This is a genomic window from Kangiella shandongensis (assembly GCF_020005365.1).
GTDB classification, from domain to species: Bacteria; Pseudomonadota; Gammaproteobacteria; order Enterobacterales; family Kangiellaceae; genus Kangiella; species Kangiella shandongensis.
In genome coordinates this window covers 19,804-32,818 of sequence record NZ_JACNML010000009.1, presented here as the reverse complement: position 1 = coordinate 32,818, position 13,015 = coordinate 19,804, and the positions used below count along the sequence as shown (strand labels likewise).

12 protein-coding genes are annotated in these 13,015 nt (G+C 45.4%); 9 read left to right on the top strand and 3 right to left on the bottom strand.

Features of this window, described 5'->3' with window-relative positions:
- Nucleotides 1-94 precede the first annotated feature (94 nt).
- Entirely contained in the window at nucleotides 95-1,939 is a 1,845-nt protein-coding gene (locus H7708_RS10495) for a M2 family metallopeptidase (protein ID WP_223670736.1), read from the bottom strand.
- 193 nt (nucleotides 1,940-2,132) lie between these two features.
- Between H7708_RS10495 and nagZ the strand changes: the two genes are divergently transcribed.
- A complete protein-coding gene (gene nagZ / locus H7708_RS10490; RefSeq protein ID WP_407929738.1) occupies nucleotides 2,133-3,149 on the top strand; it encodes a beta-N-acetylhexosaminidase in 1,017 nt (338 codons plus the stop codon).
- Nucleotides 3,150-3,177: 28 nt separating this feature from the next.
- Nucleotides 3,178-3,522, top strand: coding sequence for a DUF2288 domain-containing protein (locus tag H7708_RS10485; protein ID WP_223670734.1), 345 nt, complete (start codon nucleotides 3,178-3,180; stop codon nucleotides 3,520-3,522).
- A gap of 68 nt (nucleotides 3,523-3,590) precedes the next feature.
- On the opposite strand, the gene H7708_RS10480 is transcribed toward H7708_RS10485, so the two are convergent.
- Nucleotides 3,591-3,887 (bottom strand): hypothetical protein, encoded by a 297-nt coding sequence (locus H7708_RS10480; RefSeq protein WP_223670733.1) that lies wholly within the window; start codon nucleotides 3,885-3,887, stop codon nucleotides 3,591-3,593.
- 148 nt (nucleotides 3,888-4,035) lie between these two features.
- Here H7708_RS10480 and H7708_RS10475 point away from each other — a divergent pair, with 148 nt between their 5' ends.
- Both H7708_RS10475 and lolD read left to right on the top strand, forming a co-directional pair.
- Nucleotides 4,036-5,283 carry a lipoprotein-releasing ABC transporter permease subunit gene (locus tag H7708_RS10475; RefSeq protein ID WP_223670732.1) on the top strand — a complete coding sequence of 416 codons (1,248 nt, stop codon included), beginning with the start codon at nucleotides 4,036-4,038 and terminating at the stop codon, nucleotides 5,281-5,283.
- The gene (lolD, locus tag H7708_RS10470) at nucleotides 5,276-5,965 is read left to right on the top strand and encodes a lipoprotein-releasing ABC transporter ATP-binding protein LolD (protein ID WP_223670731.1); all 690 of its coding nucleotides are present in this window, start codon (nucleotides 5,276-5,278) and stop codon (nucleotides 5,963-5,965) included. Before H7708_RS10475 ends, lolD begins: the two co-directional genes overlap by 8 nt.
- Before the next feature lies 1 nt (nucleotide 5,966).
- On the opposite strand, the gene H7708_RS10465 is transcribed toward lolD, so the two are convergent.
- Complete coding sequence (locus H7708_RS10465) at nucleotides 5,967-6,575, bottom strand: DUF2062 domain-containing protein (protein ID WP_223670730.1); 609 nt, start codon at nucleotides 6,573-6,575, stop codon at nucleotides 5,967-5,969.
- Nucleotides 6,576-6,650: 75 nt separating this feature from the next.
- Between H7708_RS10465 and H7708_RS10460 the strand changes: the two genes are divergently transcribed.
- From H7708_RS10460 to lpxK, 5 genes are all read left to right on the top strand, one after another.
- On the top strand, nucleotides 6,651-8,975 hold the full coding sequence (locus H7708_RS10460) for a DNA internalization-related competence protein ComEC/Rec2 (RefSeq protein ID WP_223670729.1): 2,325 nt from the start codon (nucleotides 6,651-6,653) through the stop codon (nucleotides 8,973-8,975).
- 238 nt (nucleotides 8,976-9,213) lie between these two features.
- Nucleotides 9,214-9,837, top strand: a complete 624-nt coding sequence (locus H7708_RS10455; protein WP_223670829.1) for a MotA/TolQ/ExbB proton channel family protein — start codon at nucleotides 9,214-9,216, stop codon at nucleotides 9,835-9,837.
- Between the two features lie 18 nt (nucleotides 9,838-9,855).
- Complete coding sequence (locus H7708_RS10450; RefSeq protein ID WP_223670728.1) at nucleotides 9,856-10,275, top strand: ExbD/TolR family protein; 420 nt, start codon at nucleotides 9,856-9,858, stop codon at nucleotides 10,273-10,275.
- Between the two features lie 16 nt (nucleotides 10,276-10,291).
- Nucleotides 10,292-12,040, top strand: coding sequence for a lipid A export permease/ATP-binding protein MsbA (gene msbA / locus H7708_RS10445; RefSeq protein ID WP_223670727.1), 1,749 nt, complete (start codon nucleotides 10,292-10,294; stop codon nucleotides 12,038-12,040).
- A gap of 5 nt (nucleotides 12,041-12,045) precedes the next feature.
- Nucleotides 12,046-13,005, top strand: a complete 960-nt coding sequence (lpxK, locus tag H7708_RS10440) for a tetraacyldisaccharide 4'-kinase (RefSeq protein ID WP_223670726.1) — start codon at nucleotides 12,046-12,048, stop codon at nucleotides 13,003-13,005.
- Nucleotides 13,006-13,015 lie beyond the last annotated feature (10 nt).

Genomic DNA, 13,015 nt, shown 5'->3' with positions numbered 1-13,015 from the left:
AGCTAGTATCTGTTTCGATGAGATTACTTATGAAGAATAAAAAAGGCGCCGCTTGGCGCCTTTTTTAGACTTATGAGTCTCTTACACGAAGAGCTTACCAACCACAGTTGCGGTCTTTGTTTTGCTCGTCTAGCCATGTTTTCAATGGTGCATAGTACTCAAGTACCGCCGTTGCATCCATTTTGCGGCTGCCAGTCATCGCTTCCAGCGCGTCAGGCCATGGTCGTGAAGAACCCATCTCCAGCATCTTGATCAGCTTTTCACCAACTTCTTTGTTGCCATAGAATGAGCAGCGGTGAAGTGGTCCCTCATTACCCGACATTTCACACATTTCACGATAGAACTGGAATTGTAGGATATGGGCAAGGAAGTAACGTGAGTAAGGCGTGTTACCTGGAATATGGTATTTTGCACCTGGATCAAAGTGGTTCTCAGTGCGAGCAACCGGTGCTTCGATACCCTGGTATTTTTCACGTAGTTCCCACCAGCCCTGGTTGTATTCTTCTGGTGAGATCTCACCGTTGAATACTTTCCAACGCCATTGGTCAACCATTAGGCCGAATGGTAAGAATGCTACCTTGTCCAGTGCCGAGCGCATCAATAGAGCAATATCAGCGCTTGCGTCTGGCTCTTCGTCGATTAAACCAATTTGCTTCAGATATTTTGGTGTGATCGATAGGGCAACAGTGTCGCCAATTGCTTCATGGAAGCCGTCGTTAGCACTGCCTTTATAGAAGATTGGTTGATCTTTGTAAGCACGCTGATAGTAGTTATGACCTAGCTCGTGGTGTACTGTCTGGAAATCTTCGCCGTTGATTTCTGTACACATTTTAATACGAATATCTTCTTCATTGTCGATATCCCAGGCACTGGCGTGGCATTGAACGTCACGATCACGAGGCTTTACGAATAGCGAACGCTCCCAGAATGTTTGCGGAAGCGGGGCGAAGCCTAGCGATGAGAAGAAGTTTTCAGCGGTTTTAACCATTTTCTTAACGGCCACTTCTTTTTCATCATGACTGACTTCTTCTTTATCAACGCCATAGTGCTGGCGTAAGATTGGATCGATATCAATACCTTCGCCTGCGTTATCCGGGCCAGCGATATCGTAGATGTTACCCCATTGCTGAGCCCACATATTGCCTAGAAGGTGGGCAGGGATTGGCTTGTCAGTGGGCACGACGTCATCGCCGTATTGCTCGTTTAATTCAGCACGAACGTGGCAGTGTAAGGCTGTGTATAAAGGTTGTACCTGGCCCCATAGACGATCCATTTCGTTAGCGAAACCATCGGCTGGCATGTCATACTTTGAACGCCACATAGTACCGGTATCGGCATAACCCAGTTCTTTTGAACCTTCGTTAGCGATGTCGACCATCTGCTGATAAAGAGGGCGCATTTCTTTAGAAATTTCACGCCAGCCAGTCCAGGCTTTTAATTGTTCATTAGCATCGCGAGATTCGCGCAATACCTGAGTTAGCTCTCCCAGGCTACGTCCATCAGGGCTTTTGCCTTTTGCGTAGATACTGTCCAGTTTTGAGGTGATTTCCGCAAGCTTTTTGGTTTTTGCGGCATCAGCTGGTGCGGGTAACGTTAAAGCTAGCTTAATCATTTCGATTTTACGATTAACGTCGTAAGGTAAGTCTAGGCCGTTGAACTTCTTTGCTTCATTGGCAAGTTCAACGCCGAGCTTTGTAAACTCCTCGCCGACCTGTGCATTAAGTTTGGTTGTATCGTGGGTCACAAAGTTTGCGTTAACCCATGCGATTCGAGCAGCGTACTCGGAGATTTCAGTTAAGCGCTTTTCTGCATCAGCGACGAAGGCTGCAGCATCTTCAGCCGTAACCTTTTTGTTGTCTACAGCTTGAGCGATAACTGGTTGGCCTAATAAAGCACCAGCCAAAACGGCGGCACTGACGGCTCTTTTTAGCGTTATCATAAAAACACCTTTGGTTGTTTAGTGGATATTGTTGGTCATTTAGTTTCAATTTCGTGCCTTATTATAGCGAGTTTACTGAGCTTGAGAAATCCAATCGTAGAAGGGGACTGTTAAAAAGTGTTTCGCTCTTGGTGGTTGCTGGTGGATCGGGTATCATAGCGGCTTTATCAGGACAGCAGGAAATCGTATGCCTATAGGCCCTTTGATGCTTGATCTGGAAGGATTTGAACTCACTTCCCGAGAAGTGGATATGCTCCAGAATCCATTGCTCGGCGGGATTATTTTCTTCAGCCGTAACTACGCCAGTCCGCAACAGATAGCTGAGTTATCGCAAGCCGTGCGTGAGGTTGCCGGAGACGACATTCTTATTGCCGTGGATCATGAAGGAGGGCGTGTTCAGCGCTTCCGCGAAGGGTTTACCAGCGTCCCTGCCATGGCTACTATTTTGCAAAACGCAAAAGACTTGTCAGAAGCAAAAGCATCTGCTTATCGATGGGGAAGCCTTATCGCGATAGAAGTCCAAGCAGTAGGCATTGATTTTAGTTTTGCTCCAGTACTTGATTTAGGCAATGAAATCAGCCGTGTCATCGGAGATAGGGCGTTTTCGACAAAAGTCGATGAAGTGATTGAGTTAGGTCGTGAATTTATTCAGGGTATGAATGATTTTGGCATGGCGGCTACTGCTAAGCATTTCCCGGGCCATGGTTCGGTCGAAGCAGATTCTCACGTAGATATACCGATAGACGAGCGTCCTCGCGAGCAAATTATCAGCCAGGATATGCGAGTATTTGCCGAATTAGCGCAACATTATCAGGCGGTTATGCCTGCTCATGTGATTTACCCGAGTGTCGATAAACAACCGGCGGGATTTTCTGAACTATGGTTACAGGACATTTTACGCGGTCAGCTAGACTTTGATGGTGTCATTTTCAGCGATGACCTGAGTATGAAGGGGGCTGAAGTTGTCGGCGGTTATTATGAGCGGGCTAAGGCAGCAGTTAAAGCTGGCTGCGATATGGTGTTGGTATGTAACCATCCAAAGGAAGGCTGTGAGTTAATGCAGCAGTTTGATTTCGAGCAGGCTCCTAAGTCGAGCCAGCGATTGGAAAGAATGAAAGGGCAGGCGTTAAATTATTCGTTAACTCAAGTCCAACAAAGCGATGATTGGCTGCGCTTGGAAAGCGACTTAAATCTTGACAAGCTAGTTTAAATTAAAACTCTAACTTATTGATATATTTATGACTAAAGACAAAGATATTCAGCAGAAAAGCGATAGCTTTACCCAGCTGACACCAAGAGAAGAGCTGGTAGCAAAGTTAAATGGTGAGACTGCTATTGTGGCCTGGAAAGAGATCGAGCGCTTTTTCGCTAAAGGTAATTTACTATTGATAGATCAGGATGTTGATCTGATCAATGTTGCGGCCGACCTGTCGTTGGATAATGCGGAAGAAATTAAGCCTTTGATTGATTCAGAGAAGATACAAAGAATGCCGATGGAATTTGTCAAAGCGAACTGCAAACCAGAGACAGAATTCTGGACGGTTGTTGTCGCGCCTTATATTCTTTCTCAGTTAAAAAAGTAAGTGAGGTTTAGAGGGAACATAAAAAATGGCCCACAGCTTGCACTATGGGCTGGTATAAACTGTTATCTTTAGCCGTGATGAATGACCGAATGAATGACGTGGTCATACTCAAAATAAACCGTATAGCCGTCATAAATCCACTTAGTAATCGGTGGATCACCGACAGGGCCTTCGACACGGCTCGGAGTTCCAAACTTCTGCTCGACATACGATTTGGAGACGCCTTGTTTAGGAACTTGAACATTCTTTTGTTCGCCCTGTTGCGTTACTGGCACTTTTACTTCGTCGGCTTTAGCCGTATTAAGGCCAATCCCCGCGCCGACAATTAGCGACATAGCGCAAATTGCTCCTGTTATTGTTTTCATAATGTTGACTCCTCGGACATAATTTTCTCTAGAATATCAAAAAATTAGCGATAATTCCTAATGATATTGGTAATAATTCTACCGGATAACTTGACTACAAATTGTGAACCATTCAATATGACGCCAACTTAATTGAACAGAAAGCGCCATGAGGCTTCCTTTTTCCTTATTTGTCGGCCTTCGCTACACTCGGGCGAAGCGTCGAGATCATTTTATATCCTTTATCTCGCTGATTTCCATGATCGGGATCGCCTTAGGCGTGATGGTGTTAATAACGGTTATGTCCGTAATGAACGGCTTTGAAAGGGAGTTACGTGACCGAATTCTAGGTATGGCGCCTCACGTTCTGGTGAGTAATATTGGTGGTCCGATTGAAGATTGGCAGCAACTGGAAGAGGTTGTTTTGCAAAACCCTGGTGTTGTGGGGGCCTCACCCTATATCCAGTCTGAAACCATGTTTCAGCATCTTGGGCAGGATCATTTCGGTTTGATGCAAGGGGTTTTACCCGAGAAGATCGGTGAAGTAACCGTTGTTAAGGAAAACATGCGTAATGGTTCTTTCGATTCGCTGCAAGAGGGTAGCTACAACATCATTCTGGGTGCGTCGCTGGCAAGAAGTCTGGCCGCAAATGTTGGCGACAAGATTACGCTCATGTTCCTAAAAGAAGCTCGTATGAGTATCGCCGGCATAAACCCGAGAGCCAAGCGTTTTACCGTTACCGGTATTTTCGAAACCAGATCTGAAGCTGATAAAGGCATGGCTTTCGTTCACCTTAAAGATGCGGCGAAGATCCTGCGCATGACCGATGGTGTTTCGGCGTTACAGCTCAAAACTCAGAATGTTATGAAGGTCCATCAGGTGACAGAGTCGATCAGTAAAACTCTTGATTACAATTACTTTGTGACCAATTGGACGCGCCAGCACCAAACTCTATTTAACGCGATAGAAATGGAAAAGAGGATCATGTTTATTCTTCTAACTTTCATTATTGCCGTCGCGGCCTTTAATATCGTCACCTCTCTGGTGATGCTGGTGAATGAGAAGCAGGCCGATATCGCTATTTTGCGCACCCTTGGTGCCAGCCCCAGTTCCATCTTAAGAATCTTTATGACCAGTGGCATTATTAACGGCATTATCGGAACCGGTGCCGGAGTTATTCTCGGTGTGTTATTGGCTTTGAATTTACCGGATATTGTGAGCTGGATTGAGGTGACCTTTAATACCAGCGTTTTCCCCAAGGATGTTTACTTTATTAACTTCTTACCAACGGAGCTAATAGCTGATGACGTGATAAAGATCGCCGGTGCAGCTTTTGGGATCAGTATCCTGGCGACTTTGTATCCATCGTGGAAAGCATCACGTACGCAACCAGCTGAGGCACTGCGCTATGAATAATGACTCACAGTATTTGATAGATATTGATAGCTTAAGCCGCGAGTATGCGGATGGTGCTAATAAGGTCCAGGTGTTAACCAATTTAACGCTTAAGGTAGAGAAAGGGGAGCAATTGGCGATTGTCGGTTCCTCTGGCTCGGGAAAAAGTACTTTACTTCACCTGATTGGTGGTTTAGATAAACCAACGGCAGGAAAAGTGTTAGTGCATAATACGGATATCCATAGATTGTCAGCTAAGGCTCAGGGTAACTTCCGAAATCAGCATATCGGTTTCGTTTATCAGTTTCATCACCTGTTGCCGGAGTTTGAAGCACAGGATAACGTGGCTATGCCTCTGATTATCAGAGGCATGAAGCGCTCTGAAGCGCAGAAAAAAGCAAACGAGCTGATAGAGAAGGTTGGCCTGAGTCATCGTAAAACTCATAAACCTTCGGAATTATCGGGCGGTGAGCGTCAACGCATTGCTTTCGCACGTGCGCTAGTGACAGAGCCGGACTGTGTGCTTGCTGATGAGCCGACGGGTAACCTGGACCATGCTACGGCGACTCACGTCTACGAGCTGATGTGCGAATTGAATCGAGAGATGGGTACAACCTTTATAACGGTAACCCATGATCTGGAGCTGGCTGGAAAAATGCAACGTCAATTGCATTTAGAGGACGGGAAGTTAGCACCTCTGTAGCTTAATCATCCTGATGACGACGAGTGGATAGTTCTTTGTCGTCATCATCGTTTTCATCATCGTCGTTGTCTAAATGCAGGGTATGCTTGATTTTTTCTGCCCAGCGCTTTTGGCGTGCTTTCCATGCCTTTACCACATGATAACGCCATGACAGGCTAATCGTGTAATAACCGATTATTGATAATATTGTCGCGCAGATAAAGCAGCCGAGTAAGAAAGGCTGCCAGATATGGATCAACTCATTGCCCAACCATTCAAAGCTTAACTCGAAGGCGAACTCACTCGGTGGCCAGGATAAAACCCAGGCACCTACTAAATAGGCAAAGTAAAACATGGGAGGAATGGTCAGTGGGTTGGTTATCCAACAAAGTAGCACTGATAGTGGCAGGTTTACCCGGAACAGTATGGCCGCACCAGCCGCCAGCACCATCTGAAACGGTATCGGCATAAAACTCATGAACAAACCAACAGCAAAGGCACCAGAAGCACTGTAGCGGTTTAAATGCCACAAACCTGGATCATGGATAAGTTTACCGAAAATCTTTAAAAAACGGTTTTCAGTAATCTTCTTATGATCGGGTGTTATTTTTCTCAGTATCTTGCGTGGCATAGTACTTCACAGTTAAACTTATTAGCGTCAATCGTACAATACTTTTGTTTAAGCTTGGATAAGGATTATCCTCAAATGTTCATATGGATTCTTGGCTTACTGCTCGGTTGCTGCAGTTTATTTCTTTTGCCCATCATTCCTTCAGCAACCATTCTAACATTCAGCTTCATTATTGCCGCTGGTGCTCTATGGTGCGTTAAAGCCTTAACAAATGTATTAATTAAAAATATTGTGGTGATAATCAGCGGTATTGCATTTGGGTTCGCCTGGGCATCACTCCATGCTGATGCTCGACTACAACAACAAATCCCTTCACCTCAAAATCTAAGCGAGCACATTATAGAAGCTGAAGTTGACTCATTACCAGTGCTTTATCCAGAATATTGCCAGTTTCGCTCAAAAGTTGTTCAGGCCAAATCATCGACCTTGATGAACAAAACAGTCCTGCTGAAAGATTATTCAAAAAAGTGTCAGTATCAACTGGGTGATGTCTGGTCTTTAACTGTTAAACTAAAGCCGATACACGGGCCTGTAAACCTCTCTGGTTTTGATTATGAGTTCTATATGTTCCATGCGGGTATTGACGGTAAAGGCTATATCAAAAACGCAGAGCGAGCTTCAACACCGGGCAAATACACGATTTCCTGGGCCAGGCAGCATCTTTATCACCAACTGGACTCACTATCGCAGGCTGGGATTTTTCAGGCTTTAGTGCTGGGCGATAAGGCAAACATTTCACACCAACAGCGTGAGCAATTACGGCAGTTTGGCTTGAGCCATCTGGTCGCTATATCCGGGCTTCATATTTCCATTATTGCCGGTGTCAGTTTCTGGTTGCTCTTCAAACTGGTTGGTTTCGGGGTGAGACTCTTTCCTAAAATAGAGTTTCAGCCACTGACAACAGCATTAATCGGTAGCTGTATTATGGCACTTCTATATAGCGCCTTAGCTGACTTTTCATTACCTACTGTGCGAGCGCTAATTATGTGGTGTTCGGTTGCTTTCTGCGTGTTATTCAGACGAGCCGGTGCTTTTATGTCGGGTTTAAAGGTAGCTTTACTGGTTATACTTCTTATCGAGCCACTATCTGTTTTATCGGCTAGCTTCTGGATGAGTTTTATTGCGGTAGCCGTGATTAGTCTGCTGTTATTTGGCCGAGTCGGGGCCGATAGTTCTAAGTTCGCCAAGGTTAAGACACTAATAAAGTTACAGGTAACCATAACTCTGGTATTACTACTACCCAGTTTATTATTGTTTCAACAGGCCAGTTTGCTCGGAATGGTGGTTAACCTGGTGATGATACCGCTGTTCAGCATCATTATACTGCCTTTGGTCTTGTTCAGTATCGTGCTCATGCTTCTCTTTGGCAACTATTGGTTATTGCATACTCTGGATGGGCTGGTTGAAGGTTTTTTCCAGTTACTATCAACCGTAACTCCCCACACGGAACTATTTTATTTTGATTGGGCGGTGGAGCCATGGGTATTGGTTATTTTGTTTGTCATTGCATTAATGGCGTGCTGTCCCTTAGGCAAGGTTAAACGCCCCCTGATGGTATTAAGTGCCCTCGTGTTATTACCAGCGGCTTTGGCTAATATCAATAACAGCAAGCTCCCTAAAATGGTTATTTTTGACGTTGGCCACGGGCTATCAGTGCTACTGACTGACGGGGAGCACCATATCCTTTATGATACGGGCTATGCCAGTGAACACTCTTCGGCATTTGAGAGTTATATTTATCCAAGCCTGCAGCGAATGGGGATCCGGCGACTGGATGCATTGATATTGAGCCATAAGGATAATGACCATGCCGGGGGAACTAAGAGTATTATCGAGACTATGCCGGTGGAGCGGTTGGTTGCTGGCGGGTGGCTTGCTGTCAGATACTCAAAGCAACCGTCCATCGCCTGTCATAAGGGGACTCAGTTTGTTGTCGGTAGTTTTAAACTACAGGTATTACATCCGCAAGCGGCGTACGAGGGTGATAATAATGATTCCTGTGTCATTCGCGTCACGGCGAACACTTCTGAGCCGGCATTTTCTGTGCTCTTAACAGGCGATATCGAGCGGGAAGTCGAGTACAGGCTGGCCGAAGAGCTGCAGCATCAGATAGCATCCGATATATTAATGGTACCGCATCATGGCAGTAGGAGCTCATCAATATATCCATTTGTCAAAATGGTCAATCCATCCCTGGTGCTTTACCCCTCAGAGCGTTACAGCCGCTATAACTTGCCGAGCAGTGATGTTGTGAAACGGTACGATGTCTTTGGTGCCAAACAACTGGGGACAGGGTGTTTGGGGCAAATTACCATTATGCTTCAAAGTCTGGACTATCGGTTCCAGCGGCAGCAGCAAAAGCTGTGGCGCGTAGCGCCTTGCTCACTGGTTGAGAATTAATCAAAATGCCTTAAAGCGGTGGACTCGTTCACAGTTGCCGCTAATAAGTTCTTGCTCTTAGTGGCGAGCTGCTGCACAATAAATTGATTAAACAAACAATAAACGATTAATATTTAAACAGTTTTTCTTTGAGCGTTGAACGCATTCGTATTAAAACAAACGCATTGAGGTAATGGGGACAATGGCACTTTCTGCAACAATCATTTCTACGGCACTGGTTGCAACTTCAACAGGCACACTGTTTGACCTTTTTAAAGCTGGTGGCTGGACCATGATCCCAATCGCAATATGCTCATTAATCGCGATGGGTATCATTGTCGAGCGCTTCTGGGCGTTAAAGCGCGAACGTATTTTGCCTAAACACCTGGTGGCTCAGGTTTGGACCTGGATTAAGCAGGGACAGTTCGATAAGACCAAGATGCGAGATCTGAAGAACAGCTCTGAACTGGGTGAAGTTTTAACCGCCGGCCTGCTTAATCATCAGCATGGCCGTGAAGCCATGAAAGCCAGCATCAACGAAGCGGGGAGAGCTGTTGTGGTAAGGCTTGAACGTTATCTGAACATGCTTGGCTCGATCGCCTTGGTTGCGCCTTTGCTGGGTTTGCTGGGAACCGTAATTGGTATGATCAAAGTCTTTACCGTGATGCGAATTGAAGGTGTTGGCAATGCCGATGCATTAGCTGGAGGTATTTCAGAAGCATTGGTTACTACTGCTGCTGGTATGGCTGTCGCTATCCCAACGTTAGTGCTGCACCGTCACTTTATCCGTCGTGTCGAGGAGCTGGTGACAGATATGGAGCAGGAAGCGTTAAAAATGGTTGAAGTGCTTCACGGTGAGCGTGAAATTTTCACCTCCAATTAATTCGGTGCAGCACTGATTATGTGGTTAAAGAAGAAAAAAGAAGACATCCAGATAAACCTGACGCCGCTGATTGATGTGGTGTTCTTATTGCTGATCTTCTTCATGGTGTCGACCAGTTTCAAAAAAGAAACCAAAGTCAGTTTGGAGTTACCGGAAGCCAGCGGCGAAATGATGGACTCTAAACCCAGCGCCATTGACGTGCGTATAACCAAGGCTGGTGAAGTTTATATTAATGGAAAAGGGCTGGTGAATCGTAACGTTGATACCATTAAACAAGCCATAAAAGAATCGTCCACAGATACTCAAACACCTGTTATAATCAGCGCAGATGCAGCTGCACCTTACCAGTCCGTGATTACGGTTATGGATGCAGCGGGTCAGGCCGGGTTTAACAATCTGACGCTGCCAACGCAAAAGCCTGACTCTGACAATAACTAGTGTTTGAAGCCATTGAATGTCTGAAAAGAAAGTTGAAAAAAACTCTACAATTTATAAACGCTTATTAGGATATACCAAGAGATACAAATGGGTATTTTTGATAGGTGTTCTTGCTAATGTATCTTTTGCCTTAGTCGAAACGTCATTCGTTAATGCCATTCAATACCTTATAGATGATGGTTTAAAAAAAGGTGATCGCCATTTTCTGTTGGTCGTCACGCCATCATTTATTCTTGGTGCGATCTTTTTAAGAGGCATTTTCAACTTTATTTCTACCTACTGTATGGGTTGGGTTGGAAGAAAAGTGGTCCAAGACTTACGCGAGAGCCTTTACGCAAAATATATCCGCCAACCGGCTAAGTTTTTTTCTGAAAGAGCTCCCGGTAACTTATTGTCGACCATGACATTTAATACCGAGCAGGTTGCCATAGCCAGCTCCGATGCCATCACTCTGGCTTTGAGAACCGGGGGCACCATCCTTTTTGTTTTGATTTACCTGACCTTCATTAGCTGGCGACTGACTTTATTTTTATTCATTGTGGTTCCTGTTATTGCTTGGATCATTAATGTCAGTGCCAAGCGCCTAAAGAAAGTAAGTGGCAATATTCAAAACGTGGTGGGGGACGTGACTAAGACCGCGGAAGAGACCATTAAAGGTAATCAGGTCATTAAAGTTTTCGGTGGTAGTCAGCGTGAGATTAAAAACTTTAATAATAAAGCTAACCGCAACCGCCAGCAGGAAATGAAGTTGATTGCGACCAAAGGTATTGCTTCGCCTGTTATTCAAATCGTTGCTGGTTTTGGTTTTGCTGCGATTATGTATTTCGGCAGTTTGGAGTTTCTCGAAGGGCGCATGAGTAGCGGTGAGTTAGTGACGTTTATCACCATGATGGGCATTATTCTCAAACCAATGCGTGATATCAGTAACGTCAACACACATTTACAACGGGGAATTGCTGGCGCACAGAGTGTTTTTGAAATCCTTGATCTTCCAGATGAACCTGATGAAGGAAAGCAGGTTATAGAGCGAGCCGACGGCAAGATCACTTTTGACAAAGTCGGCTTCTCATATGACTCTGAAAAAGCCATTCTTAACGATATTAGCTTTGTGGCTGAGCCAGGGCAAACGATCGCATTGGTTGGACGTTCGGGCAGTGGTAAAAGCACTATTGCCAGTTTAATACAGCGCTTTTACAACCCAGAGCATGGCAAGATTTTTGTTGATGATATTTTAATTGAAGATTTGACGCTGTCGTCGCTTAGGCAACAGATTGCCACTGTTTCGCAAAATGTGGTGTTGTTCAACAATACCATTCGCCATAACATTGCTTACGGTAGACTGGACGATGCGACAGATGAAGAAATCATCAAAGCGGCTAAAGATGCCCATGCGTGGGAGTTTATCGAACAGCTACCATACCAGCTGGATACCGAAGTGGGTGATAATGGTTTAATGCTATCCGGAGGCCAGCGTCAGCGTATTGCTATCGCACGCGCCATGCTCAAGGATGCGCCTATTCTCATTCTTGATGAAGCTACTTCTGCTCTGGATACCGAGTCTGAGCGCCATATTCAGAAGGCACTGGAAGCACTAATGATCGGCCGAACCACCATCGTCGTTGCTCATCGTTTATCGACGATTGAGAATGCGGATAAGATTCTGGTGGTAAAAGAAGGCCGTATCGTTGAGGCTGGTTCTCACCAAGAGCTGATGGCTCTTGATGGAGAATATACCCGCCTACAACAGATGCAGTTCAGCGAGTAGAGCAGATGGCCGTTTCCGCAAGCCAACGATTTTTTGAGCGTTTGTGGTATCGACCAACTGTCTGGTGGCTGTGGCTCTTCCTACCGTTGCAGTTGCTATTGCGATTCGTTGTGTGGCTAAGGCGCTCTTTTTACCGTGTAGAGCTTTTTAAGTCGACCAAAGTTGATAAGCCGGTGGTTGTTATCGGAAATATCAATGTCGGTGGCACCGGTAAAACACCTTTATCTATCTACCTTATCGAATGGCTCATGGCCAAAGGCTATAAGCCGGGCCTGGTTACACGCGGTTACGGTGGAAGCTGTGACTCTTTCCCATTATTAGTGCTCGATGAAACGAGCGCTGCATTGTGTGGCGACGAGCCTTTTCTTATTTATCAACGAACCCGGGCGACCGTTGTCGTTGATCCTGTTCGTAGCCGCGGTGCGCACAAACTGGTTGAACTCGGCTGTGATATCATTTTGTGCGATGATGGACTACAGCATTACGCGTTACAACGCGACTTAGAAATTGCTGTGGTCGATGGGGGGCGTGGCTTGGGCAATGGCTGGCTTATGCCCATGGGGCCGTTAAGAGAACCTAAATCGAGACTGAATGACGTTGATATAATCATTACCAATGGTCAGGATATGGTGCTAGATCCCCAGCCAGTGAAGCCGTTGGCACATCAGGAGAAAATACAGAAGCACAGCGTTTATGCCGTTGCTGCCATTGGTAATCCCAAACGTTTTTTTGATACGCTTAAGGCAGAAGGCTATAGCGTCGAGGCGCATAGCTTTCCCGATCATCATAAGTTTTCGCTTAGCGATTTCGAGGGGATGCAAGGTCCCATTCTGATGACCGAGAAAGATGCGGTAAAATGTTATCCATTTGCAGATAATAGAATGTATTATCTGCCTGTAAATACAGTATTAAACGACTCATGTGCAGAAGCAGTACAGCAAAAATTACTGCAGCTGCTACGATAAACGAGAAAGA